The sequence below is a fragment of the Franconibacter helveticus LMG 23732 genome (genome assembly GCF_000463115.2).
In the GTDB taxonomy this organism is placed as follows: domain Bacteria; phylum Pseudomonadota; class Gammaproteobacteria; order Enterobacterales; family Enterobacteriaceae; genus Franconibacter; species Franconibacter helveticus.
In genome coordinates, this window is the sequence record NZ_AWFX01000045.1 from 126350 (window position 1) to 153267 (window position 26918).

At 58.4% G+C, this 26918-nt stretch carries 18 protein-coding genes and 1 tRNA gene; 8 read left to right on the forward strand and 11 right to left on the reverse strand.

All coding sequences use genetic code 11. From position 1 onward, the window contains the following. Position 1: 1 nt before the first annotated feature. Positions 2 to 1591, forward strand: a complete 1590-nt coding sequence (gene yejF, locus DW56_RS13070) for a microcin C ABC transporter ATP-binding protein YejF (protein WP_024554632.1) — start codon at positions 2 to 4, stop codon at positions 1589 to 1591. Between the two features lie 5 nt (positions 1592 to 1596). Here yejF and DW56_RS13075 read toward each other — a convergent pair whose 3' ends face one another. The 3 genes from DW56_RS13075 to rsuA form a co-directional block, all read right to left on the reverse strand. Then, entirely contained in the window at positions 1597 to 1941 is a 345-nt protein-coding gene (locus tag DW56_RS13075) for a YejG family protein (RefSeq protein ID WP_024554631.1), read from the reverse strand. A 336-nt stretch (positions 1942 to 2277) separates the two neighbouring features. Further along, on the reverse strand, positions 2278 to 3468 hold the full coding sequence (locus tag DW56_RS13080) for a Bcr/CflA family multidrug efflux MFS transporter (protein WP_024562220.1): 1191 nt from the start codon (positions 3466 to 3468) through the stop codon (positions 2278 to 2280). Positions 3469 to 3483: 15 nt separating this feature from the next. Beyond that, entirely contained in the window at positions 3484 to 4191 is a 708-nt protein-coding gene (gene rsuA, locus DW56_RS13085) for a 16S rRNA pseudouridine(516) synthase RsuA (protein ID WP_024554535.1), read from the reverse strand. 172 nt (positions 4192 to 4363) lie between these two features. Here rsuA and DW56_RS13090 point away from each other — a divergent pair, with 172 nt between their 5' ends. Beyond that, on the forward strand, positions 4364 to 6121 hold the full coding sequence (locus DW56_RS13090; RefSeq protein WP_024554534.1) for a DEAD/DEAH box helicase: 1758 nt from the start codon (positions 4364 to 4366) through the stop codon (positions 6119 to 6121). A 125-nt stretch (positions 6122 to 6246) separates the two neighbouring features. Then, entirely contained in the window at positions 6247 to 6531 is a 285-nt protein-coding gene (gene rplY, locus DW56_RS13095; protein ID WP_024554533.1) for a 50S ribosomal protein L25, read from the forward strand. A gap of 93 nt (positions 6532 to 6624) precedes the next feature. Here rplY and yejK read toward each other — a convergent pair whose 3' ends face one another. After that, the gene (yejK, locus tag DW56_RS13100) at positions 6625 to 7632 is read right to left on the reverse strand and encodes a nucleoid-associated protein YejK (protein ID WP_024554532.1); all 1008 of its coding nucleotides are present in this window, start codon (positions 7630 to 7632) and stop codon (positions 6625 to 6627) included. Positions 7633 to 7789: 157 nt separating this feature from the next. Between yejK and DW56_RS13105 the strand changes: the two genes are divergently transcribed. From DW56_RS13105 to DW56_RS13120, 4 genes are all read left to right on the forward strand, one after another. After that, on the forward strand, positions 7790 to 8017 hold the full coding sequence (locus DW56_RS13105) for a YejL family protein (protein WP_024554531.1): 228 nt from the start codon (positions 7790 to 7792) through the stop codon (positions 8015 to 8017). Between the two features lie 18 nt (positions 8018 to 8035). Further along, the gene (gene yejM / locus DW56_RS13110; protein WP_024562219.1) at positions 8036 to 9796 is read left to right on the forward strand and encodes an LPS biosynthesis-modulating metalloenzyme YejM; all 1761 of its coding nucleotides are present in this window, start codon (positions 8036 to 8038) and stop codon (positions 9794 to 9796) included. Positions 9797 to 9873: 77 nt separating this feature from the next. Beyond that, positions 9874 to 9950 (forward strand) — tRNA-Pro (locus DW56_RS13115). A gap of 216 nt (positions 9951 to 10166) precedes the next feature. Further along, positions 10167 to 11660 carry a SulP family inorganic anion transporter gene (locus DW56_RS13120; protein WP_024553192.1) on the forward strand — a complete coding sequence of 498 codons (1494 nt, stop codon included), beginning with the start codon at positions 10167 to 10169 and terminating at the stop codon, positions 11658 to 11660. Positions 11661 to 11676: 16 nt separating this feature from the next. On the opposite strand, the gene DW56_RS13125 is transcribed toward DW56_RS13120, so the two are convergent. From DW56_RS13125 to DW56_RS13155, 7 genes are all read right to left on the reverse strand, one after another. Then, positions 11677 to 12846, reverse strand: a complete 1170-nt coding sequence (locus DW56_RS13125) for an HlyD family efflux transporter periplasmic adaptor subunit (RefSeq protein ID WP_024553191.1) — start codon at positions 12844 to 12846, stop codon at positions 11677 to 11679. Then, positions 12843 to 14987 (reverse strand): type I secretion system permease/ATPase, encoded by a 2145-nt coding sequence (locus tag DW56_RS13130; protein WP_024562218.1) that lies wholly within the window; start codon positions 14985 to 14987, stop codon positions 12843 to 12845. Before DW56_RS13130 ends, DW56_RS13125 begins: the two co-directional genes overlap by 4 nt. A gap of 25 nt (positions 14988 to 15012) precedes the next feature. Next, positions 15013 to 16341, reverse strand: coding sequence for a TolC family outer membrane protein (locus DW56_RS13135; protein WP_024554900.1), 1329 nt, complete (start codon positions 16339 to 16341; stop codon positions 15013 to 15015). Positions 16342 to 16355: 14 nt separating this feature from the next. Further along, complete coding sequence (locus DW56_RS22170; protein WP_029589830.1) at positions 16356 to 16592, reverse strand: hypothetical protein; 237 nt, start codon at positions 16590 to 16592, stop codon at positions 16356 to 16358. A gap of 54 nt (positions 16593 to 16646) precedes the next feature. Beyond that, complete coding sequence (locus DW56_RS13145; RefSeq protein ID WP_029589831.1) at positions 16647 to 21683, reverse strand: Ig-like domain-containing protein; 5037 nt, start codon at positions 21681 to 21683, stop codon at positions 16647 to 16649. A 120-nt stretch (positions 21684 to 21803) separates the two neighbouring features. Continuing rightward, positions 21804 to 22565: a general secretion pathway protein GspB gene (locus DW56_RS13150; RefSeq protein WP_024555175.1), complete on the reverse strand. Its 762-nt coding sequence runs from the start codon at positions 22563 to 22565 to the stop codon at positions 21804 to 21806. A gap of 12 nt (positions 22566 to 22577) precedes the next feature. Then, positions 22578 to 24182, reverse strand: coding sequence for an ExeA family protein (locus DW56_RS13155; protein ID WP_024555174.1), 1605 nt, complete (start codon positions 24180 to 24182; stop codon positions 22578 to 22580). 720 nt (positions 24183 to 24902) lie between these two features. Here DW56_RS13155 and gspD point away from each other — a divergent pair. Continuing rightward, positions 24903 to 26918, forward strand: a complete 2016-nt coding sequence (gspD, locus tag DW56_RS13160; RefSeq protein ID WP_049292681.1) for a type II secretion system secretin GspD — start codon at positions 24903 to 24905, stop codon at positions 26916 to 26918.

Sequence of the window (26918 nt, forward strand, 5' to 3'; positions counted from 1 at the left end):
TATGGCGCAACCCTTACTTTCCATTGAGCAGCTCTCTGTTGCGTTTCGCCAGCAGGAAACGGAGCGCCGGGTGGTGAATAACCTTTCTTTGAGCATTGAGGCGGGCGAAACGCTGGCGCTGGTGGGAGAATCAGGCTCCGGCAAAAGCGTGACGGCGCTTTCCGTGCTGCGCCTGCTCCCTTCTCCGCCGGTGGTTTATCCGCAAGGCGACATTCGCTTTCATGGCGAATCGCTGCTGACGGCCTCTGAACAGCAGCTTCGCGGCGTGCGCGGCAACCGCATCGCGATGATCTTTCAGGAGCCGATGGTTTCGCTCAATCCGCTGCATAATATTGAACGCCAGCTTTATGAAGTGCTTTCGCTGCACCGGGGCATGCGCCGTGAACCGGCGCGCGCGGAAATTATCACCTGCCTTGAGCGCGTCGGCATTCGCCAGCCCGCTCTGCGGCTTAACGATTTTCCGCATCAGCTCTCTGGCGGCGAACGCCAGCGCGTGATGATAGCGATGGCGCTGTTAACCCGCCCTGAACTGCTTATTGCGGACGAACCCACTACCGCGCTGGACGTTACGGTACAGGCGCAAATTCTTAAGCTGCTGAGTGAGCTGCGGCGCGAGCTGAACATGGGTCTGCTTTTTATCACCCATAACCTGAATATTGTGAAGCGGCTGGCGGATAACGTGGCGGTGATGCAAAACGGCGAATGCGTGGAGCGCAATAACACCCTACGCCTTTTTAGCGCGCCGCAGCATGAGTACACCCGCCGCCTGCTGGATGCCGAGCCGGCTGGCGATCCGGTAGCGCTAAAAGACTCTGTCGCGCCGCTGTTAGAAGTCAACAAACTCCAGGTCGCCTTCCCCATCCGGCGCGGCCTGCTCAAGCGCGTAGTGGGCCACCATTACGCCGTAAAAGAGATAAGTTTTACGCTGCGCCCTGGCGAAAGTTTAGGACTGGTCGGCGAATCGGGTTCCGGCAAAAGCACCACCGGCCTTGCCCTGCTGCGCCTGCTGCCGTCGCAGGGTGAAATTATTTTTGACGGTCAGCCGCTGCATAACCGCAACCGTAAACAGATGCTGACGGTGCGCCACCGGATCCAGGTGGTTTTTCAGGATCCGAACTCCTCGCTTAACCCAAGGCTTAACGTGCTGCAAATCATCGAAGAAGGATTACGCGTGCATCAGCCCGGTTTATCCACAGCCGAGCGGGAGGCGCAGGTTAAGGCAGTAATGCAGGAAGTGGGGCTCGATCCGCAAACGCGTCACCGATATCCGGCGGAATTTTCCGGCGGCCAGCGTCAACGCATAGCGATAGCTAGAGCGTTAATCCTTAAACCCGAGCTAATTGTTCTTGACGAACCGACTTCGTCGCTGGACCGCACCGTGCAGGCACAAGTGCTGGCGCTGCTCAAAACCTTACAGGAACGGCATCGGCTGGCTTATATATTTATCAGTCACGATCTTCAGGTGGTGCGCTCGCTATGCCATCAGGTAGTGGTGCTGCGCCAGGGCGAGGTGGTCGAACAGGGGAATTGCCGGCACATTTTCAACGCGCCGCAGGCAGAGTATACGCGTCAGTTGCTTACGCCAGGCTGACGCGCTCAGAAAGGATTCTGGCCGGAGAACGTCTCGGCAATCGCCACGCCGAAATTTTTCAGGCGGCAGGTGGCGGCAAACTCATCCTGACGGTTAACAAACAGCGTAGGTTCGCCTTCACACTCCAGCACGGAGCAATCCACTTCAATATCGCTCAGCGCCTGGCTTAATTTATGCATCACCGGCCAGGCGTTGTCGCCATCCGGGCTCAGCAATTTCAAAGCAACAAGGCAGTTTTCGCATGGGCCATTTTGTTGCGGAATCGGTTCAACTTTTGAACCCGCAAAACCCGCCCGCCAACGATAGCTCTGCGGCAAGCGATGGACGATGGAAAGTTGTAACATGTTCAAATTCTGGTCCCCGAAGCAAGAAAATTTCACAAACGATTTACATACAGGTTAACACAATGTTGAAAAAAGGTGATCAAATCAACAAAGAAAACGCTTACATGTCTTACCGCTGCGTAGTTAACCTTTCATTCATAAGGACTATTTTATGTGCGGCGGATCGCGTTTTGGCGCTATATGTACCCCTTTCTGCGATCTAACTCAACCTTTTTTACTACAGGGCTGTGACCTTTTCAGCGCTTTACTTTTACATTCGCGAAACAAATTACGCCAAAAAACGCCGTCAAGCGTTGATATGAATTAAAAAAAGAGCGCTCTACGCGCTCTTTATGTAGCCGTTTACGCTCGCCGCGGGCGGCTGGCGTAAAGGTAGAAGAGGATGGAACAGGTGGCGCAAAACGCGATGGACCAGATCATCGGCCAGGCGGAGGTAAAGGTCGATAACGAAAGCAGCGCGCCGGTAATCGCCCCGATGCCAAAACGGAAGGTGCCAGCCAGCGAAGAGGCGGTGCCCGCCATATGAGGAAACTCATCCAGAATAACCGCCATGGCGTTAGAGGCCACCAGCGATACGCAACCCACAAAAGCCGCCACGCCTAACACCAGCGCCCAGAAGCCAAGATCAAGCTGTGCGCTAATCACCATCCACAGCGCCATCAGAAACTGCACATAAAGCCCGTTGCGGAACATTTTCAATGCGCCGACCCGGCGGACAAAGCGGCTATTAACGATGGTCATAATGAACAGAAAGACAATATTCAGCGCAAAGTAATAACCGAAGTTCTGCGGCGAAACGTGGTTAAGCTCAATGTAAACAAACGGCCCGGCGCTTAAAAACGAGAACATGCCCGCAAAGCTGAAACCGCTTGCCAGCATATAACTCAGCACGCGCTTGTGGCGAAACAGCGTGGCGAAATTGCCAAGCGTGGTGCGAAAGTGAAACTTCTGGCGGCGCTCCACCGGCAGCGTTTCGCTGATAAGAAAGAAAATAGCGACCGAAGCAAGCAGCGCCAGTAACGCGAGGATCCAGAAAATCGCGTGCCAGTTAAACCAGACCAGAACCGCCCCGCCCGCCATTGGCGCCACCAGCGGCGCAATAGTGGTCACCAGCATGACGAAAGACATCATGCGCGAGAACTCTTCTTTGGGGTAGATATCGCGCATCAGAGCGTTAATCACAACGCTCGCCGCCGCAGCAGCCAGGCCATGCAGCAGACGCATGGCGATGAGCTGATCAACAGACTGCGACAGCGCGCAGGCGACCGCAGCGGCGGCAAAAATCAGCGTGCCGCCAAGGATAACCGGTTTGCGCCCGATGCTGTCCGCCATCGGCCCATAAAAAAGCTGGCCGATGGCAAAACCCAGGATATAGGTGCTGAGGGTCATCTGGGTCCGGCCCGCGTCAACGCCATATTCCTGGGCAATCACCGGCAGCGCCGGCAAATACATATCGATGGAAAGCGGCATCAGCATGGCCAGCAGGCCAAGGATAAAGACAATGCCCAACGATGAATTTTGCCTTGTGGTCACAAGGTTCTCCTGAAATTAGCGTGCCGGCGCGCCAACGCTGGCTATCTCTTCGTCGGTAAGCGGGCGGTATTCGCCAGGCTCCAGATCAGGATCCAGCGCAATAGCGCCGATGCGCTCGCGGTGCAGCGCCACAACGTGATTGCCGACAGCGGCAAACATTCGCTTCACCTGATGGTAACGCCCTTCGCTGATGGTCAGCCGCACCTCGGTCGGGGTGATGATTTCAAGCTGCGCAGGTTTGGTGAGATCCTTTTCATTATGCAGCTGAACGCCCGTTGCGAAACGCTCAGCGGTGTCATCCGCCACCGGCGATTCCAGCGTCACAAGATAGGTTTTCTCGCAGTGGTGGCGCGGCGAGGTGATGCGGTGCGACCACTGGCCGTCATCCGTCATCAGCACCAGGCCGGTTGTATCAATATCCAGGCGCCCTGCGGCGTGCAGCTTGTGGGCGACCGGCACGTCAAGAAAATAGAGCACGGTGGGGTGATCGGGGTCGTCAGTAGAGCAAACGTAGCCCTGGGGCTTGTTCAGCATAAAATAACGCGGGCCGTTTTGCTGAGTCAGCGGGTTGCCGTCATACTCCACATCGTGGCCCGGCGACAGCTTAAAAGCGCTGTCCTTAATGATTTCGCCATCCACCGTTACCCGGCTGGCGCGAATTTCACGGCCAGCAATAGCGCGGCTGACGCCAAGCTGCTGGGCGATAAATTTATCGAGTCGCATCCGATTTATAAGCCTGTCTTATCTGGAAAATCCAGCCTGCGCTGGTTGAGCTAACGCTTTTGATGAATGATGAGCGCTAGCAGGCCGCTCAGTATAACGGCCTGCAACCGACTCACAAGACGAAATTAATTCATGGCATAATATTAGCGTGATTCCTTTATTCAGTAAGCCAATGTTTACCCTACGCCCCTATCAACAAGAAGCGGTGGACGCTACCCTCGCCTGGTTTCGCCGCCGCCGCGACCCTGCCGTCATTGTGCTGCCGACTGGCGCAGGCAAGAGCCTGGTTATCGCCGAGCTGGCGCGCATCGCCCGTGGCCGCGTGCTGGTGCTTGCGCATGTGAAAGAGCTGGTCGCTCAAAACCATGCTAAATATTGCGCGCTCGGGCTGGAAGCGGATATCTACGCCGCAGGCCTTACCCGCAAAGAGAGTCACGGTAAGGTGGTGTTCGGCAGCGTGCAGTCGGTGGCGCGAAACCTTGACCATTTTCAGGGGGAATTCTCGCTTTTAATTGTCGATGAGTGCCATCGCATCAGCGACGATGACGAAAGCCAGTATCAGCAAATCCTCACCCACCTGCAAAAGGTGAACCCTCACTTACGTCTGCTGGGGCTGACCGCCACGCCTTATCGTCTCGGCAAAGGCTGGATTTACCAGTTTCACTATCACGGCATGGTGCGCGGCGACGATAAAGCGCTGTTTCGCGACTGCATTTACGAGCTGCCGCTGCGCTATATGATTAAGCACGGCTACCTGACGCCGCCGGAGCGGCTCGATATGCCGGTAGTGCAATATGATTTCAGCCGTTTACAGGCGCAGTCGAACGGCCTGTTCAGCGAAGCGGACCTTAACCGCGAGCTGAAGCAGCAAAAGCGCATCACCCCGCATATCATCAGCCAGATCCAGGAGTTCGCGCAAACGCGTAAGGGAGTGATGATCTTCGCCGCGACGGTGGAGCATGCCAAAGAGATTACCGGCCTGCTGCCAGCGAACGACGCGGCGCTTATCACCGGCGAAACGCCGGGCCCGGCGCGCGACGAGCTTATCGAGGCGTTTAAGGCGCAGAAATTCCGCTATCTGGTTAATGTGTCCGTGCTTACTACCGGTTTTGACGCGCCACACGTGGACCTGATAGCCATTCTTCGGCCAACGGAGTCGGTAAGCCTCTACCAGCAGATTGTCGGGCGCGGCCTGCGTCTGGCGCCAGGTAAAACCGACTGCCTGATCCTGGATTACGCCGGCAACCCGCACGACCTTTACACGCCCGAAGTGGGTAGCCCTAAGAAAAAAAGCGACAACGTGCCGGTGCAGGTATTTTGCCCCGACTGCGGTTTCGCCAACACCTTCTGGGGGAAAACCACCGCCGACGGCACGATAATCGAACATTTCGGCCGCCGCTGTCAGGGCTTTTTTGAAGATGACGATGGCCACCGCGAACAGTGCGACTACCGCTTTCGCTTCAAAAATTGTCCGCAGTGCAACGCGGAAAATGACATTGCCGCCCGGCGTTGCCGCGAATGCGATTGCGTGCTGGTCGATCCGGACGACATGTTAAAAGCGGCGCTGAAGCTCAAAGACGCGCTGGTGCTGCGCTGCGGCGGCATGCAGTTGCAGCCGGGGAGCGATGAGAAAGGCGAATGGCTGAAAATTACCTATTACGATGAGGATGGCGCGGACGTTTCCGAACGTTTTCGGCTGCAAACGCCCGCTCAGCGAACCGCCTTCGAACAGCTTTTTATCCGCCCTCATACCCGCGCGCCTGGCATTCCGCTGCGCTGGCATAAAGTGGCAGATATCGTCGCCCAGCAGGCGCTGCTGCGCCATCCTGATTTCGTGGTGGCGCGTCTGAAAGGCCAGTACTGGCAGGTGCGTGAAAAGGTATTCGATTACGAAGGACGCTATCGCCGGGCTAATGAATTGCGCGGCTAAGGGCGGTTTTCGTTGATGCCGCCGGGCGATGAAGCTATAATGCCGCCCGCTTTTGCATCCGCAAAGCCGATCATCTGCCTGTTGCTGGGTCGCCTGTAACAGGATTTATTTATAGAGAGACAGTTATGTTTACTATCGAAGCACAAGCACGTAAAGAGCAGGGTAAGGGTGCGAGCCGCCGCCTGCGCGCAGCGAACAAATTCCCGGCCATCATCTATGGCGGCGAAGACGCTGCGATCGCTATCGAACTGGATCACGACAAGCTGATGAACATGCAGGCTAAACCTGAGTTCTACAGCGAAGTCCTGACCATCGTTGTTGATGGCAAAGAAGTTAAAGTTAAAGTTCAGGCTGTTCAGCGTCACGCTTACAAGCCGAAACTGCAACACATGGACTTCGTTCGCGCTTAATTGCCGTAACGCCGTTCAGAAAAAACGCCGCTTAATGCGGCGTTTTTTTATGGCTGCGGTTTACCTTATCCGCCTTTCGACGGATAAATTTGCTCAGGACTTGCCGCTGGTGCGGCGCTGTAGCTGGTCGCGCAGGTTAGGCGGCGTGCCTTTGATGGTCAGGGTGTCGGTCGCCGGATCCCAGAAAATGCGCTCGCCAAGCAGCGTGGCGTCGAAATTAATCGTCAGCCCGCCGCCGCTGCCGGCATATTTCGTCAGCTGGCGCAGCGTGCTGCGATCCGCCGGGAAGCTCTCTTCCAGCTCATAGCCCTGCTCGGCGGTAAACGCCTCAAAGCTTTTTTCGCCAAAGCTTGGCAGCGCTTTGGAAAGCTCGGCAAGCGCAATCTCTTCGCCTGCCTGCAACTGCTCGTTGCAGTAGGTATAAACCTGCGCCCGTACGTCCTGGCGCTCGTTTTTATCAAGCTGCGCTTCGGCAGTGTAATCGTCTACCGCCTGCAATAAGCCGCGGTTTTGCGCCTTAGCGTTAAGCCCTTCGCTGGCGCCCAGAAAATCCATAAAGAAATCGGCCACCTTGCGCCCTACCCGCCCTTTCAGGAAGGTCAGGTAACGGGTCGATTCCGGGTTGGTTTCCCATTCGGTCAGGTCGATGCGCGCCACGATATCGGCATGGTTGATATCCAGATAATGCGTCGAGCTGATATCCAGATTTTCATTCACCCGCATGCTGCTTAAGTTATTCAGCACGGCAACCAGCAGGTACTCCACCGCCAGATAGCGGTACTGGCAGAACAGCACTACGCCGCCCTCGGCGAAAGGGTACTTCGCCAGCTCGTCGCGCAGACGGCCGGTCGCCGCGCGGCTGAAAGCGAGAAAATCATCCTCGCCCTTACGGCACTGGCGCAGCGCCTGGGCAAGCTCGCTTTCTGGCGTAAACAGGCCGTAGGCTTTGCTTTTCGCGCTATAAACGCGATGCAGCTCGGCCATCATTTCAGACACCGTCACGTTGGGCTCGAGCAGCGAGTCGCGCAGCACCAGCTCAAGGTTCTGCTCATCGCGCTTAATTAACTGATGTAAGGCAATCTGGTCGATATCCAGACTCATGATAAACTCTCCTGTCAAACAGGACGGTATTCAACCACTGCCTGTCGCGCATGGCAACCGCAGATGTTTCAGCTTGTGGGCAGTTGATAAAATGCGGGAAAAATGGCGGGTGCTACGGTAAGATATCGCCCTTTACTGATTAAACTGATGTCGAGTTATGCCACAACTGTCCCGCTATAGTGATGAACGCGTTGAAGAACTGCTGAGTGAACTGGTGAACGTGCTGGAAAAGCACAAGGCGCCCACCGATCTTTCCCTGATGGTGCTTGGCAATATGGTCACCAATTTGATTAACACCAGCGTAGCGCCTGCGCAGCGCCAGACGCTGGCCCGTTCCTTCGCTGAGGCGTTGCAGTCCTCTGTTCGCGAAGACGAAGCGCATTAAGGGATAACGTAAATAAGCATGGTGAATAACCGTCAGCGCTACGCCGAAAAAGTCTCCCAGATGATAAGCTGGGGGCACTGGTTCGCCCTGTTCAACATTCTGTTGGCCATGGTGATAGGCAGCCGCTACCTGTTTATCGCTGACTGGCCAACCACGCTTACGGGCCGTCTTTATTCTTACGTAAGCCTGGTCGGCCACTTCAGCTTTCTGGTTTTCGCCAGCTATCTGCTCATTCTTTTCCCTCTCACCTTTGTGGTGATGTCCCAGCGGCTGATGCGGTTTCTCTCCGCCGTACTGGCAACGGTTGGGATGACATTGCTGTTAATCGACAGCGAAGTCTTTACCCGCTTCCACCTGCACCTGAATCCCGTGGTGTGGCAGCTGGTGGTCAACCCTGAGCAGGGTGAAATGGCCCGCGACTGGCAGCTGATGTTCATTGGCGTGCCGGTCATTTTTCTTGCCCAGATGCTCTTCGCCACCTGGAGCTGGCAAAAGCTGCGCAGCCTGACGCGCCGACGCCGTTACGCCAGGCCCGTGGCGGGCCTCTTCTTTGTCGCTTTTATCGCCACCCACGTGATGTATATCTGGGCGGATGCCAATTTCTACCGCCCCATCACCATGCAGCGCGCGAATCTGCCGCTCTCTTACCCGATGACGGCGCGCCGCTTTCTGGAAAAACATGGCCTGCTGGATGCGCGGGAATATCAACGCCGCCTGATTGAACAGGGCGACCCGGAAGCGGTATCGGTGCAGTATCCGCTAAGCGACCTGCGCTACACCGATATGGGCACCGGCCATAATGTGCTGTTCATTACCGTCGACGGCCTTAACTATTCGCGTTTTGAAAAGCAGATGCCGACGCTTGCGAAATTCGCCCATGAAAATGTGAATTTCACCCAGCATATGAGTTCCGGCAGCTATGTTGATAATGGCGTTTTCGGCCTGTTTTACGGCATTTCGCCTTCTTATATGGATGGCGTGCTGTCGGCGCGCATTCCGGCTGCGCTGATCACCGCGCTCAATCAGCAAGGCTACCAGCTTGGCCTGTTCTCATCAGACGGCTTTAACAGCCCGCTCTACCGCCAGGCGCTGCTCTCAGACTTCTCGCTGCCTGCGGCGCGTCGCCAGAGCGATGAGCAAACCGCCTCGCAGTGGATAAGCTGGCTTAATAAATATGCCTCTGAAGATAACCGCTGGTTCTCCTGGGTCTCTTTCAACGGCACGGCGATTAACGACAGCCAACAGGCTAACTTTACGCGCCGCTACGGCCGCGCGGCGGAGAGCGTCGATGCGCAAATTCAGCGCGTGCTCTCTTCCCTGCAAAGCGCCGGCAAGCTTGAAAACACGGTAGTGATCATTACCGCCGGGCGCGGCGTGCCGCTTGGCGATCAGCAGGAGAGCTTCGGCTGGAGCCGTTCGCGCATTCAGGTGCCGCTGGTTATTCACTGGCCCGGAACGCCTGCCCAGCGCGTGACTAAACTCACCACGCATCAGGATGTGATGACTACCCTGATGCAGCGCCTGCTGCACGTGCGAACCCCCTCTTATGAGTACTCGCAGGGCGAAGATTTATTTGCCCCGGTGCGCCGTAATAACTGGGTAGTCAGCGCCGACAGCAATACGCTTGCGGTCACCACGCCGCAAATGACCCTGGTGCTGGATAACAACGGCAACTATCGCACGTATGACCTGAAAGGCGAGCGCATGAGCGAAGATAAACTGCAACTCGGCCTGTTGTTGCAGGTGTTGACGGATGAAAAACGCTTTATCGCTAACTGATTGATTATTTATGAATCAGTCAGCCAGCCGTACCCTTGCAATCAGCACGGAAACGGGTAGTATAACGCTCCACGTGTCGGCACGTAGCGCAGCCTGGTAGCGCACTGTCATGGGGTGTCAGGGGTCGGAGGTTCAAATCCTCTCGTGCCGACCAAAAATTCCCAGAAAAACCAACCCATTGCGGTTGGTTTTTTTATGCCTGCAATAACGCGACCCGTTAATTTCTGCCCGCGATCTGCGGCGTTTATTTCCCTGATGCAAAGCGTAAAACCCGATAACTGCTGGAAAAACGGCGTCGGTGCCGCTACCATGCTTAGCCTTCACGCCGCCCCGTAGAATGGGCGTTTGACAACAACACCTGCGAATTCCTATGTCTGAAAATCATACTGTTGCGCCGCATGTGCACGAGCTTTCCGTTGCGCACGTGGTGCGTACGCCGCGCCTGCTGCTGCGCGAAACCCTGGCGGGGGTTGTCACCGCACTGGCGCTGATCCCGGAAGTTATCTCCTTTTCAGTGATAGCGGGCGTCGACCCGAAAGTCAGCCTGATCGCCTCCATCGTGCTTTGTTTTTGCATGTCGCTGCTTGGCGGCCGCCCGGCAATGGTGACGGCGGCGGCCGGTTCGGTGGCGCTGGTGATCGGGCCAATGGTGCATCAGCATGGCGTCGGCTACATCCTGCCCGCTGTGGTGCTGGCTGGCGTTATCCAGATCCTGTTTGGCGTGCTTGGCCTTGCGCGCATGATGCGCTACATCCCCCGCTCGGTAATGACCGGTTTTGTGAATGCTCTGGGCATTCTGATTTTTATGGCCCAGGTGCCGCACGTCTGGGGGCAAAACAGCACCGTTCTGCTGCTGTTTATCCTTACGCTTGCCATTGTGCTGCTGCTGCCGCGCGTACTGAAAAGCATTCCTTCGCCGCTCGTCGCCATTGTCGCCGTAACGCTTATCGCGGTGTATGGCGGCTATACGCTGCCGACAGTGGGCGATGAAGGCCCGATGACGCCAGGGCTGCCCGGTTTTAACGCGCTGCTGGTGCCGCTTAACCTGCAAACGCTACAGATAGTCTGGCCCTGCGCGCTCAGCGTGGCGTTTGTCGGGCTGATGGAGTCTTTACTGACCGCGAAACTCGTGGATGACATTACCGACACCCCTTCCAGCAAGCGTCGCGAATGCTGGGGCCTGGGCGTCGCCAATATTTTTGCCGGCTTTTATGGCGGTATTGCCGGCTGCGCGATGATAGGACAGACGGTCGTCAACGTGGAGCTTGGCAAGGCGCGCTCGCGTTTCTCCACTATCGCCGCCGCGCTGGTGCTGCTGCTGCTGGTGACAGGACTCAGCGCCATTATGGCGAAAATCCCGATGGTGGTGCTGGCGGGCATCATGATGATTGTGGCGGTGAAAACCCTTAACTGGCACAGCCTCGCGCCAGCCACCTTAAAACGCATGCCGCTTTCCGAAACGCTGGTCATGGTCACAACGGTGATTGCCACCGTCTGGACCGGCAACCTGGCGGTGGGCGTTGCCGGCGGGGTTATCTTCGCGATGGTGCTGTTCGCCCGTCGCATCGCGCATGTGGTCCATGCCGACCGTGAAGTCACTGAAGAGGGTAAAGCGGTGCGCTATACCGTGCGCGGCCCGCTGTTTTTCGCCAGCAGCAACGATCTCTACGAGCATTTTCTGTATGCCGACGATCCGTCGCGCGTGATTATCGACCTCACCCACGCGCAAATCTGGGACGCTTCCACCGTTGCGGCGCTGGATGCCATCGAGACCCGCTATCGCCAGCATGGGATCGAGGTGAAAATCGAAGGGCTGGATCTGCGCAGCCACGATTTCCATCAGCGCCTGAGCGGTAAAATCTGAACCGCAGGCCCGTCGGCTAGCGCTCGCGCAGCGCTTCCCGGGCCTTGTTAAGCGGTTTTGTCAGGTAGTCCAGCACTGACTTTTGCCCGGTTTTAATTTCCACATCCGCCACCATGCCGGGCAATATCGGAAAGCGTTTTCCCGCTTTATTGGTCAGCTCGGCATTTTGGGTGCGAATATAAACGCGATAAAACCATAAGTCGCGTTTCACTTCATCCTGTAGCGTATCGGCGGAAACCATCTCCACTTCGCCCGGCAGCGCGCCATAAATCGCCGGATCATAGGCAGTAATTTTTACGCTTGCCGCCAGCCCCGGGCGGATCCAGGCGATATCGCGGGGGCTGATGCGCGTTTCGACCAACAGCCGGTCTTCCACCGGCACGATCTCCATCAGTTTATCCCCTGGCGAAAGCACCCCGCCCCGGGTATTAAGCTGGATATCTTTGACGATGCCGCGTACCGGCGAATGCAATGTAACGCGGGTAAGCTGATCGCGTTTTCCTTCGACGATCTGCCGTTGCGCGTCGAGATCCGCGTTGTTCTTCACCTGCTCTTCGCGAGCGCGCACCGCGTAGTCATTACGCGCTTCGTCCATTTTGCCCTGCAATGCGCTAAGCTCTTTACGCAAACGGATAACCTCTACCCTGCCTGCCGCGCCTTGCGCGACCAGCGGTTCCGTCATGCGCAGCTCATCTTCCACAAGCCTTGCCGATTGCTGAAGATGGCTTACTGTCTCTTCAAGATTGCGACGTCGCGATTCGTAAAGCTGACGCTCGCGGGCCACCAGCGCGGCATCGGCGGCGATCTCCGGGCTAAAGCGCAGCGGTTCGCCGCTCAGTTCGGCGCGCAGACGCTCGGCGGAAGCCTGAAGGTTGCGCGCCCGTGCGGCCGCCTCGCCAAAGCTTGACTGAAAGCGCACCGGGTCAAGCCGGGCCAGCAACTCTCCCTGGGCGACCATCTGCCCTTCGTGAACAAATACCTTATCGATAATGCCGCCATCGAGGCTTTGTATAACCTGCGCTTTGCTGGAAGGGGTGATTTTGCCGCTGCCCAGCGTCACTTCGTCAAGTACCGCAAACCAGGCCCAAACCAGAAACAGCGCAAGCGTCAGGCTGCATGCCCAGATAATGCGCGTGGCGCTGCGTCTTTCATGGCGCAGCTTACGGTAAAGCATAAATTTGCTCATGCCGCATGCTCCTTGCCGGGAGGCTTCGCAGGCAGGAAGGTTTTCAGCACTTCGTCGCGAGCGCCATCGGCGATAATATGACCGTTGTCCATCACCACCACCCGGTTAGTGAGACGCAGCAGCGCTGGTCGGTGCGTTACCAGCACCAGCGTACGCCCCTCAAGCCAGCCGCCAAGACGGTGGATCACCTGCTGCTCCAGTTGCTCATCCATGGAAGCCGTCGGCTCATCAAGCAGCACGATGCGCGGGTTGCGCAATATCAGCCGGCTTAACAAAATCATCTGTTTTTGTCCGCCAGAAAGCCCCCGCCCGCCTTCCAGGATCATGCGATCAAGGCTCGCGGCATCCAGCTCCGTCAGGCTCAGCGCGCCGCTGATGCGCAGCGCTTCCAGAATCGCCTGTTCGCTGGCGCAAGGGTTGCCCAGCAACAGGTTCTGGCGAAGCGTGCCGAAAAAGAGCCGCGCCTCCTGCGACAACCAGCCCACCGCATGGCGAACCTCCTGCGGATCGATGCATTTCATATCCACGCCGCCGAGCAGTACCTTGCCCTGCGTCGCCTGCACCTGGCCTGCGAGCAGCTTCAGCAGCGTGGATTTCCCGGCGCCGACGCGCCCGAGCACCGCCACGCGCTGGCCCGGCAGGATCTGCATATTCTCAATTTGCAGATCCTGCTGGCCGCTTTCCGGCGCCCAGGCGTAGCGCACCTGGCGCAGCGAATAATGCCCGGACAGCGCAGTGCAGCGCGCGCGCTTCTCCTCCTCCGGGGCATCGAGCGGCTTTTTCAGCAGTTCGTCGAGGCTATGCAGCGCGCTGCGGGCGTGCTGCCAGCGCGAAAAGAGCAACGTGAGCTGCAACAAAGGCGCAATCGCGCGGGAGGAAAGCAAACTACAGGCCACCAGCGTGCCAGTGGTGATGCTGCCGTCGATAATCAGAAACACGCCGTAAATCAGCATGCCGGCGTAGGTTAACTGTTGCACCGCCGCTACCCAGCCGTTAAAGCGCGCCGCCCATTCCCGCTGGCGAATGGCGATTTGCGCCCCCACTTCGTGGGTCTGCTCCCACTGGCGCTGGAACCACGGCTCCGCCTGCAACGCTTTAATATCCTCAACCCCTTCGACGGCCTCCACCAGCACCGCGTTGCGAATAGCGCCTTCGCGCATGCCCTCTCGCGTAAGGCGCGAGAGCGGTAGCTGGATAAGCAAGCCGGGAATAAGAATAAGCGGCAACGCCAGCAGCGGGATCCAGGCCAGGCTGCCGCCGATAAACGCCAGCAGGGCCAGAAACAGCGCAATAAAAGGAATGTCGGCCACCGCGCCTAAAGTTGTCGAGGTCAGCAACTCCCGCAGTTGATCAATTTCGCGCAGCTGCGAGATAAAAGATCCCGTCGCTTTCGGACGGTGTTCGTTGCGAATAGCCAGCGTGCGCGCAAAAAGCATCGCGGAAATACGCAGATCGATCTGCTTGCCTGTGACATCAGCAAGCCGGCTGCGCATCAGGCGCAGGGCAAACTCCATGCTAACCGCGCACAGCACGCCGCCCGCCAGCACCCACAGCGAAGGCCAGGACTGCGCCGGGATAACCCGGTCATAAACCTGCATGGAAAACAGAATGCCCGCCAGCGTAAGGGTATTGGCAACAAGCGAGGCGAGCGCGATATCGCCGAGCACCCCGCCCATGCTGCGAAAATGCTTCCAGAACCAGTGGCGCTGCCAGGGCTTGAGAAACTCATCAATACGGTCGTCGCGCACGCGCTGCGCAAGGCCAATCAGCATCACTTCATCGCGGGCATGGCTTAACAGCTTGCGCAGCGGCGCCTGTCGCACCACATCGCCGCCCCGGCAGAGCCAGTAACTCACCAGCCCCTGCCGGTTGAGGCTTTCCAGCAGAACCGGGGTGCCGTCTTTTAACAGCAGTACGGCGGGCAACACTTCGTCATGCCACGTCATTTCGCTAAGGCTGACGGCGCTGAGTTGCAGCCCCATCAGCGCCGCTATTTTTTCCCGCCTGGCGCCGTCATGCGGCGCATGGTGCCAGCGCATCTGCTGGTGAATAAGCTGCGGGTCTACCGGATGGCCAAAGGCCGCGGCGCTGCGGGCGAGCAGCAGCAGCCAGGCTTCGTTTTCATTAACGGAAATACTCATAGTCAGCCCTTATGCTCACCTGCGGTCAGAGCGACGGCAGCGTGTCGCCGCTCTGCGCGGCTCTGTCGATGGCGAACCAGTCAAGCAGGGTATCTGCCGCCGCCGCATAGTTAACGCTCGCCGTCGCCGCGTCGAAGCGCGCCTCTTCGCGAGTAATTTGCGCCTGGAAGAGATCCTGTTCGCTGCTGAGCAGGTCGGTCAGGCTGCGTTTGCCCAGCTGGTATTCGTTCTGGTAAACCTCACGGGTACGCAAGGCGCTTTGATACTGCCGCTCCCCGGCGCGCAGGCGCGACTGCGCGCCTTTCAGCGCCGCCTGAGCGTTAGCGGCGTTCTGGTCGATAAGCCGCTGCGCCTGCTCCACTTCCGCTTCAGCCGCCTCCCGCTCCGCCTGCGCCGCCGCCACCCGGGCGTTGATGGCGCCGCCCTGATAAATGGGCGCGTCGACACGCAGCTGGACGCTGTCGTCCCACCAGCCGTCATCGTTGTTCACATAGCGCGTCCGCCCCGCTTCCACTTTCAGGGTCGGCCAGCGCGCGGCCTGCGCCTGACGCACCCTTTCATCGGCGGCGCGCTCTTTTTCCCGGGCGCCGCGCACCGCCGCCGTGCTTTCATAATCCACTGCGTCTGCCGGCGCGCGCGCAAACAGCGGCGGCAGCGGCCCAAGCTGCGGGGTTGCTTCGCCGGTCAACACCGTCAGGCGCGCCAGCGCCGCCTGCTCCAGCGCCTGGTATTGCGCTTCGCTGGCCCGCATGCCGTCAATGCGCGTCTGCGCCTGGAGCTTATCGGAGTCGGAGTTCAGCCCGGCGTCGGCGCGAAGCGTCGCCAGTCGCGCCACCTTCTCAAGCCCGCCCGTCTGTTCACGGCTGGCCGCGGCAAGCGTCTGCTGGCGTTTCGCCTCAAGCCAGGCGAGCAGCGTCTCCTGCGCCACCCGGGTCAGCGTGTCGTAAAGCGCAAAGCGGTTCGCTTCGCTTAAGCGCGCCTGTTCGTCCACGCGGCTGCGGGTTGTGCCGAAGTCATATAAAAGCTGGCTGAGGGTAATGCCGCCCGAGCCGTCGCTGCGGGTGCTGTCGGCGTGACCGGCGCTGCCCTGCAAGGCTATCTGCGGATACCAGCCGCTTTTCGCTTCATCCAGCCGGGCGCGGCCGACGCGAATTTGCGCCGCCGCCTGCGCTATCTGCGGATGGCGGGCGAAGGCGCGAAGGATCGCCTCGCGCAGCCCGCTGTCGCCAGCGTCCGGCTGCACAGCGGATCGCAGGCTGAAAGGCGCTTCAGCAGGCGTTGTTTGCAGGGCGTTTTGCGCAGGCGTCGGCAAAGCCAGCAGCAGCAGCCATAAAGGGGAGAGGGTAAGCTTCATCTTGCGCCTCGCCTTTACTGGAGCCGCACGTGCACGGTCTGTTCAATGAGCACATCGCCCAGCGGATCGCCCTGGCTTAACGCGCTGTTATGCCAGACGTCGAATAACTGCCCTTCTACCGCGCGCTGCCCGCTGAAATCCCACATTCCCTCCGGCGAATTAATAAGCGTAACGCTGTCATTTTGCGACGCGTTGATAGTCAGGCTCTGCTGGCTTACCGACTTTTGCTGCATCACATCGTCAAAACTCAACGCCAGCGACCCGGTTTCGCCTGTCGCGCCTTCCAGCCCGAGCTGGCTGAAGCTTCACTGCGGCTCCGGCGGCTGGGGTTCGCGCAGCGTAAAAACCGCCTCTTCGCCCCCCGCCGCCAGCGACGCGCCCTGCACCAGACCGCCATCAGCCTGGGTGACCATCACGCCGCCAATGCTGTAGCTCTGGTTGTGCGGCGTATCCCCCGGCCAGGCTTGCGGCGATGCGCTGTCAACATCCAGCGTGCTAAAGGCCTGCACAGCCTGCACGGCGGTTACGTTGCGATCGAGGGTGATTTCGCGCAAGGGCGAAGCGGTATTGCCCGCCACGTCGGTGAAAGTCGCCTTGAGGACGTAAAGGCCGTCAAGCATCGTGCTCAGGCTGGTGGACGGGATCAGCGTGCTCCAGCTGCCGTCGTCCTGAATAAGCGTGGTCCACGACTCGCCGTTCAGGGTCACGGTGACCTCTTCTCCCACGTCCGCCGTTGAGGCGCTGCCGCTGACCGTTACGTCCGCCTGGCTTTCCGTCAGGTTGATAAGGTCGTCTGTGGCGACCGGGTCGATGGTCAGCGTCGCCACGGTATCGACGGTGAAGCCGCCGCCCGCCTCCGTCTCGTTGCCGCTGGCGTCGCTTACCCTGCCAATCAGGGTGTAGACGCCGTCAGCGAGCGCGCTGATAACGTCAGCCGGGATCGTTGTGCTCCATTCGCCCAGTGGCCCTACCGTGGCGGTATAGAGGGTATCGTTCAACGTGAGCGTCACGGTGCGGCCCTCTTCCACGTTAAACGCAACGCCGGTGATCGTCAGCGGCTGGCTGGACTCCTGGGCATTGATGTAGTTATCGTCAAAAACGGCGTTGATAAGCAGCGTCGGCAGCGTGGCGGCGGCGGCATCCAGCGTTACGCTGTGCGGCACGCTAGTGCTGTTGCCCGCCGCGTCGGCAAGGCTTGCGGTGAGCGTATAAGGGCCGTCCGCCAGCGTCGCTAAATCAGCGGCGGGTAGCGTCGCGCTCCAGCTGCCGTCCGCCTGCACCGTCGCGCTGTAGCTAAAGCTGTTGAGCGAAACGGTCACCGTTCGCCCGACGTCCGCCAGGTCCGCCGTGCCCGTTATCGCCACGTCTGTTGCCGCCTCGGCGGCGTTGATCACATCGTCAGCGGCGATGGGGTTAACGCTGAGCGCAACCGCGGTATCGAGCGTCACCGCGCGCGGCACGCTGATGCTGTTGCCCGCCGCGTCGGCAAGGCTTGCGGTGAGCGTGTAAGGGCCGTCCGCCAGCGCCGCTAAATCAGCGGCGGGCAGCGTCACGCTCCAGCTGCCGTCCGCCTGCACCGTCGCGCTGTAGCTGACGCCGTTAAGCGTCACAGCGACCTCCCGCTCGGCGTCAAGCAATGAGGCTGTGCCGCTTACCACCACGCCCGCGCCCGCCTCGGCGGCGTTGATAATGTCGTCTGTGGCGATGGGGTTCACCGTCAGGTCAACGTTGAGATCGACGATAAATCCCCCCGTCGCGTTTTGCAGGTTGCCGCTGGCGTCGCTGACCTGCCCGGTCACGATATAGATGCCGGGCGTCAGGGCGGTTATTACGCTGGCAGGCACTTCCACGCTCCATAACCCATCCGCGCCGACCACGGCGGAGAGCGGACTGCCAGCAAATTCCAGCGCGACCGTCCGTCCCGCCTCCACATTGGTGGTCACGCCGCTCAGAATAAGCGGTTGGGTAATTTCGCTGCTGTTGATGTAGTTATTTTGCGAAACGGCGTTAATGATGAGCGTCGGCAACGTCGCGGCGGCGGCGTCCAGCGTTATTGCGTGCGGCACGGTAAGCGTGTTGCCCGCCGCGTCGGTGAGGCTGGCGTTAATCGTGTACTGCCCGTCCGCCAGCGAAGCGAGATCGGCGGCGGGCACCGTCGCGCTCCAGCTGCCGTCCGCCTGCACCGTGGCGCTGTAGCTCAGGCCGCTGAGGGTCAGCGAGACCGTGCGCCCGGCGTCCGCCGGGTCCGCCGTACCGCTCACCGCCACGCCCGCGCCCGCCTCTGCGGCATTAATAATGTCGTCGGCAGCCACCGGGTTCACCGTCAGGGTGACAGCGCTGTCCAGGGTAAAAGTATGCGGCACGCTGATGCTGTTGCCCGCCGCATCGGTGAGGCTGGCGGTGATCGTGTACTGCCCGTCCGCCAGCGAAGCGAGATCGGCGGCGGGCACCGTCGCGCTCCAGCTGCCGTCCGCCTGCACCGCGGCGATGTAGCTCAGGCCGCTGAGGGTCAGCGATACCATGCGCCCGGCATCCGCCGGGTCCGCCGTGCCGCTCACCGCCACGCCCGCCCCCACCTCGGCGGCATTGATAATGTCGTCGGCAGCCACCGGGTTTACGGTGAGCGCGACCTGCGTATCCACCAGAAACCCGCCCGCGGCCACCCCCGGGTTGCCGCTGGTATCGCTGACCTGCCCGGAAATTGTCTGGTTGCCCTGGCTAAGCGCGCTGACTATCTCCACCGGCACCTGCACAATCCAGCCGCCATTGCTTCCCACGGTTGCCGTCAGCGTATTGCCCGCCAAATCCAGCGTTACCGTCTGCCCCGCTTCTACATTGGTGGTCGTACCGCTGATAAAAAGCGGCTGGCCCGCTTCTGCGGCGCTGAGAATGTTGTCGCCGGCAACCGGGTTAATGGTGAGGGTCGGTAGTGTCGCCGGGTCGGCGTCCAGCGTGAAGCTGTGCGGCACCGTGAGGTTATTGCCCGCCGGGTCGCTGAGCGTGGCGTTGATGGTATAAACCCCATCCGTCAGCCCGACGAGATCTTCCGGCGGTACGGCGGTGCTCCAGGTGCCATCGCTCAGAATGCTGGCGGTGTAGTTCACGCCATTCAGCGTCAGCGTTATCGTGTGCCCCGCCACATCGGCCGAAGCGAGGCCGCTCAGAATAATGGGGGCGCTGCTTTCCAGCGCATTGATAATATCGTCGCCTGCCACCGGGTTAAACGTCAGCGAAAGCTCGGTATCGATCGTGATTACATGATTCAGGCTGCTGGGATTGCCCGCCGCATCCTGGGTGGCGAGTATGATTTCCACTACCCCTTCCGGCAAGCTTGCCAGCGCAGCCGCGGGCACCGTCACGCTCCAGTTGCCGCTGCCATCGACCGTTGTAGTGTACGTCACGCCGTTAAAGGTCAGGTTTACCGGCTGGCCGCTTTCCAGATCGAGGCTGGCGCCGCTCAGGATGAGATCGCTCTGGCTTTCAAGGGCATTAATGATGTCGTCGCCGGCGACAGGGTTGATGCTCAGCTCCGGCGGCGTGGTATCCACTTCAAATTGTTCCTGCGGCGTGGCGCCAAGGTTCCCTAACCCGTCTGCCGCCACCACCGTAATAGAGACTTCGCCATTATTAAGCTGCTGCAATATTTCAGGCGGCAACTCCAGCGTCCAGTTGCCGTTGGCGTCGACGGTTGCAACATAGTTATTGCCGCCAGCCGCCGGATCTACTGTCACCTGCCAGCGGCCATCGCTGCCCAGCAGCGAGGCGGCAAGCTCGCGGACATTAAACCCGCCGATATTAATCGCTACCGTCTGGTTAGCGCCAAACGCTCCCGATGTGCCGGACAGCAGTTGCAGTTGCTGAACCTCCTGGCTATTGAGCGCGCCATCGCCGAACGGCGTATTGAGCGTCGGTTCAGGCGGCGTCATAGCCATAACCACGGATTCGCTGACAGCAGCGCTGTTGCCCGCCGCGTCGCTTGCGGTCACGGTCAATGGATACAGCCCGTTGCTCATATCGCTTAATGTGTCAGGCGGAACAGTGACCAGCCAGTTGCCTTGCGCATCCGCAGTGGCGCTCCAGCTGAGGTTGTTATAGTTCACCACTATCTGCGCGCCCGGCTCCGTCGTGCCGGAAATGTCGATGGGCAGACGCGTTTCAATAAGATTAAGCAGGTTGTCGCCCGTTACGGCATTGAGCGTAACGGCAGGCGGCTGCGTATCCACCAGCAAAGCCGCGTTGCCCGCCCCGCTGTTGCCAAAGGCGTCGGTCGCCGTCACGCTGACGCCGAGTTCCCCCTGCGCCAGCTGGCTTAATACCTCTGGCGGCAGCGTTAATGTCCAGCGGCCGTCACTGTCTACCGTGGCGCTGTAGCTTACGCCGTTCAGGCTGACGAGCACCGTTTGCCCGGCGCCGCTGATGCCGGTTGACCCCGTCAGCGTTTGCGTCGTCTGGCTTTCAGCGAGATTAAGAAGATTATCGCCAAAGGCGGTGTCGATTGTGGGCGCAGGCAATGTATGCGTGACCACCAGCAGCGCGCTTTCGCTGCTCACCGTTTTACCGGTTTCATCGGTGGCGCTGGCGCGCACCTGCACCGTGCCGTCCGCTAAGGCTTGCGCTTCCTGCGGCGAAAGCATCACCTGCCAGCTACCGTCCTGCTGAACCTGCGCGCTATAGCTTTTATCGCCAAGCGTGATAGTCACCAGCGAGCCGGGCGCCAGGTTCGCGCTGGTGCCGCTGATGAGCAATCCGTTTTGCGCCTCCGCCGCGTTCAGCACGTTATCGCCCGCCATAATGCCAAGCGTCAGGACGCCCGCGGGCGCGGGCGGCGTGGGCCCGCTGCCATTGTCGCTATCGCCGCCTCCTCCACCGCCACCGCCTGCGCCCGCCGCTGCGATAACGCCGCCGAAGGCGAGCGCCCCCAGCGCGCTCGCCAGGTACGTCATCGAATGGCTATGCGTAATGAATAAGGGATCGATGCCCGCCAGGGTTTCGAATTGCGGCGTCAGCCCCCCTTGTGCGGCGACCGGAAAGACGGCATGGGTAACTGAGGAGGCGCCGTTATCAAAAACCAGTTCGCTGTGCTGGCCGTCTGTTTCCAGAAAATAGTTTTTGCAAACAAGCGTAGAGCCATCCTGCAAATGCAGGATCAGATCATCGCCCTGCCGCTCATAGCGCACCACGCTTTGCGCCGCCGCATGAAGACGAACAATGGAGGGCTGCGTCAGCAGCAGCGTTCGCGTGCCGCCGCTTTGCACTGTGCTGATACTCTGTCCCCCGTCGCGAGTCAGCGCATCGATGGTTACCGGGGAGGGTTGAATTGCATCACTCACAACGTTCGCCATAGCTCTCTCCTGAAGGGCATGCCGGGCAACCGGCCGCACCGCTGATTTTTAGTGCCGTCCGCGCGCGAGCGAAACCCGCTGCCGCGTCCGTTTAAAACGACGCGCTTAACGCGTGGGCTTTTAAGGCTTCCAGTCCTTTAGCGACGGCAGGGAATAAGGCTTGCCGTCAATCTTGACAATGAGCTGGTCGGTGGCGATTTTGCTTATCACCACGTTGCGCGCGAGGCTGTCGCCCTCTTTATAAAGATGGTTGTTAAGCTTCACGCGGCTGTTTACGCCATCGGATGAATACATATGCTGCTGGTATTTCAGGTAGGGCACACGCTGGCGCAGCACCGCCTGCGCGTCGTCGTCTGCATTTTCCTGGCGCTCTTCCGGCCCGGCTTTTACGTTTTCCATCGCCCCCTGCGGCACTTCGGAATTAAATTCGCGGCTTTGTTCACGCAGCGCCATCGCCAGTTTTTCACGCAGCTTCGCCGCATCGACGCCCCCTTCCGGCGGCGTCATCAACGCGCTTTCCTGAAACAGCGGCTCATGTTGCGGCGGGGCGCTGAGCGGGTTTTGCAGCGGCAACTGGGCGAAAAGCGCATTTTTTAGCTCATCGACCTGCGGCTGGGTCGTGGGCAACGCTTTGGTGGTGTAGACGTAATGCATGTCGGAGATAAATGTTTCCGGCTGCTCGACTTTCACCACCGGCGCTGGCGGCGGGTTGCGAAACGCCCAGTAAAGACGAAGATAACTGCCCCCGATAGCGGCGGCGGCGGCCCCGACGCCGAGCAGCGTCAGCGCCAGCAGCACGTTTTTAACTGTGGGAGCACGGCGCAGGCGCACGCGGCGGTTGGTTTGTACGCTTTCATAGGCGGCGGTGAAAATATCAGACATGGCGGCGGCTCCTTATGGCTTCGTGGTCATCGCGACGGACGCTTTTTGCACGGGCAGCGTGCTGGCAAGCGCCGTTCCCGCTGGCTCTGCCGGCTCGCGGTTTTGAACTTTTTGCACCGGCTCCTGCACAGCCTCTTTTTCACGAATCAGCCCGGGCGATTCGCCGGAAGCGACAAGCAGCTTCATGAGCGTGCTTTCGCCAACCTGCCCGTCTGCTTTCAACCCCGATTTGCGCTGAAACTCTTTAACGTTTTCCACCAGCGCCCCGGACCACCCTGGCGCGCTGTTTTTCGGTTTCATCAGCGCCCGGCTGAGCATTTTGTTCAGCCAGGCAATTTCACTGGCGTCGCTTTTCGCATCCACTTTGCTGTTGCCTTGCGGCGTAAGGCGATAAAGCAGCACGTAATTGCCGGTCGCAGCGTTTTTGAACCAGTCGCGGGAAACCTGCCAGGTTTTATTGCCCATCAGCAAATCGAGATCTTTCGGGCCGCTGCGCACCACGCTTGCATAGCCGATGCGCCCCGCCACTTTTATTTCCGCTATCCACGGGTAGCCATTTTTCTCAAGGGTTGAGACCGGGCCTTCGCCTTTTTTGCACTGCAATCTGGCGCGCCCCGCCTCTTCGCAAAATGCTTCTTCCAGCGGCACGTCATAGCCCCAGACCCGGTAAAGCTGGCGCATGGCGCTGATGGGCTGATCGAGAGAATCTTCGATTCTGACAAGCGGTTTGGCTTGCGCCGGGGGCGGTTTGTGCGCCCAGGCGGCGGGCAAGGGCAGCAGTTCAGAGGTGTGCGGCAGCGCCTGCCAGCCTGCCGCGATAAACAGCCCCAGCCAGACGCCGCCCGCCAGTAAGGGCAGAGCGTAACGCGGGCGTCTGGCGGTCAGTTCATTAAGGGCGTATCGCACATGGCGCGATTTAACCCGTCGGCTGCGCTCGGCGAAGGCGGCAAGCAAGGCGTAATGCGCCGCCTGCGCCATCAGCGAAAGTTTCCCCTGGCAGCGGGAGTGGAGCGTCAGTATGTGCAGCCAGGAAAAAGGCGCGGTTTTTACCCCATTCCAGCGTTGCTGATGCGTAAACCAGTCGCGGGTTTCCCGCCAGCTCAGCGGACGAAGGCTAATCTGCGCACGCAGCGGCAACGCGCCTGTCATGGCATGAAGGGCCGGGGCAAGCGCAGGCGCGCCTGCTATAAGCAGCGTAATATCCCTCCCCTGTTCCCGCGCCTTATCCACTACCTTGCGTAAAATACGTTTATGCAGCGGCGCAAACTCTCCCTGCACCTGCAATATTAATAAGCGCGCCTGATGTTGCTGGCCTTCATGCTTTATTACATTAAGTAAAAACTCAGAAATACGCTTTTCAAATTCCCGGGCCTGAAGGCTGTCGCTGACATTAATTAAACAGCTTTGTTTATCATTTTGCCGCCGCAACCGGGAAAGCAATTCGGCGATAACTTCTTCATCCTGGCCAAAAAGCCCAACCGCGCCTGATTCATTACAGGCATGCGCCAACATCAGCTCGACGCCTGCAAAATAATTAATAAAGCAGCGCTGCTTAAGATTGTGATAAACCAGTTCTCTGAATGGCGTATCAGTAAAACCGAAATGTGTAAGATACATAATCGTTTTTACTCCGCAGTCATTTATCAACTCACAACGACCCGTAAACCCGCCTTAGTCAGCAGGACTTTGCCGTCGCAACAGATAAGAAACAAAACATCACCGTCTTTAATGAATAATGAAGAAATAAGGCGTGCTGAAGTGAAAAATTGAATCACTTGTAGCTATAGAAGGATTGAAAAGGTGTGTAAAGAAATGTCATTTCAAATTTTTAATTATACAAATCAAACACATGTGTATTTATGTGATTTTAATCACTTCTGAAAAATATCGTTTTCCATATTCCCTGCTCGCCCGATTTTACGTTCAACCCCTTGCTGAGCCTGTATTCTTACGGCGCTTTTAATCTCACCCGACGCGCTTGATAAAAAATATTGCGCATCTTGTTTAAAAAAACTCGCCGTCTCGCTGAGAGAAGTCATTAATCATGAAGTTAACCCATAAAAAATTAATTAAAAGCCATTTTAAAATGCTATTCGTCACGCAGGAAATTAATTTCCAGGCTCTATAAAATAAATTATACAAATGAAAATTAGCTGTATAACTTATTTCAAACCACGGTATTAATAAGCGCGAAAAGTAAAAAAATCCGAAAATTTAATTTTCTTTAAATCAGTGGGATAACCGTTATGTTTAATTCCGGCAATTTTATTTGGTAGACAGTTAAATAAAGTTCAGCTAGATAAAACTTTACATTCAACTTACGCAGTGTCACCCATTATGAACGGTAAATTCAGACGGATTGCTCTGTTCTGCATGGCGGCGCTTTATTGCTCCACGCCTGTCGTTGCAGCAGATTTCAGCGCCAGTTTTAAAAACACTGATATTCACGAATTTATTGATGTCGCAGGGCGCAATTTAAACAAAACCATCCTGGTCGACCCTTCGGTGCAGGGCACCATATCCGTACGCACTTACGATCTATTAACCGAAGAGCAGTATTATCAGTTCTTTCTGAGCGTGCTGGATCTCTACGGGTTTACCGCTATTCCGATGGACAACGGCATGCTGAAAGTGGTGCGTTCGTCGATGGCGAAAAGCGCCGGGGTGCCGATTGCCGACAGTCAAAACCCCGGCAAAGGCGATGAAATTATTACCCGCGTTGTACAAATGGTGAATGTGCCGGTGCGCGATCTGGCGCCGCTGCTGCGCCAGCTTAATGACGCATCCGGCATCGGCAACGTGGTGAACTACGAGCCTTCAAACGTGCTGCTGTTAACCGGCAAAGCCTCGGTGGTCAACCGGCTTGTGGACCTGGTGCGGCGCGTCGACGCCTCCGGGGTGCAGCAACGGGAAACTTACAAGCTGCGTTTCGGCACGGCGAAAGAGATTGCCGACATGCTCAACAATCTCACCAACGAAGAGCAAAAAGGGCAAAGCGCGCCGCAGCTTGCCGCCAAAGTGGTGGCCGATAACCGCACCAATACCTTGATTCTGAGCGGCTCGCAACAGGCGCGTGACCGTACGCGGCGGTTAATCACCCAGCTCGACCGTTATGAAGTGAGCGAAGGAAAAACCCGCGTCTTTTATCTCAAATATGCCAATGCGACCAAAATCGCCAACGTGCTGAACGGCATCGGCGACAAAATTCAGGGCGAAAAAGGCAAAGCCGCCGGCGGCGCCAAAGGCGCAAGCCCCATGACTGGCGCTGCGGGGAATGATTTAAATATCACCGCAGACGATCAGAACAACGCGCTGGTGATCAGCGCCCAGCCTGACGTCATGCAGTCGCTGGAACAGGTTATCGCCCGTCTTGATATTCGCCGCGCGCAGGTACTGGTGGAAGCGATCATCGTCGAAGTGCAGAACGGCGAAGGGCTTAACCTTGGCGTGCAGTGGATGCAGGACTATGGCATCGCCCAGTTTACCGGCACCGGCCTTGGCATCAACCGCGTGCGACAGGGGCTTGATCAACGGGATATCGACGGGCGCCTGACGGCGACGAACCCGTTGACCAGCGTGCTGAACAACTACAACGGCCTCGCCACCGGCTTTTTCAACGGCGACTTTGGCGTGCTGCTGACCGCCATCGCCTCCGACAGCAAAAACGACATTCTTTCCACCCCAAGCGTGGTAACGCTGGATAACAAAGAAGCGTCGTTTAACGTCGGCCAGGATGTGCCGGTGCTTTCCGGCTCGCAGGCCAGCACCACCGGCGACAATGTCTTTAACACGGTGGAGCGTAAAACCGTCGGCACCAAGCTTAAAGTCACGCCGTTAATCAACGATGACAATTCGGTACAGCTCAAGATCGATCAGGAAGTGTCCAGCGTCGATCCTACTTCCAGCAACAGTTCGCTTGGGCCGACGTTTAACACCCGCACCATCAGCAACGAAGTGTTAGTGCGCGACGGGCAAACCGTCGTGCTGGGCGGTCTGGTGGAAGATCTCACGGCCCAGACCGTACAAAAAGTGCCGCTGCTTGGCGATATCCCGCTGATTGGTCAGCTGTTCCGCTACACCAGCAATACCAAAGGCAAGCGCAACCTGATGGTGTTTATTCGCCCCACGGTTCTGCGCAACGATGTTGACTACCGCACCTCTTCACGCACGCAGTACAACAACACGCGCGACGCGCAGCTCCAGCGGCTGGAAGAGCGCAAGTTAGGCATCCTGCCGCCGACCGATCCGAAATTGCTGCCCACGTATCCCGATAACGCGCCTTCAACGGTTTCGCCCACGGTAACGCCTTCGTCGTCCACGCCGCCGCGCGGGCGTAACCCGTTTCGTAACTAG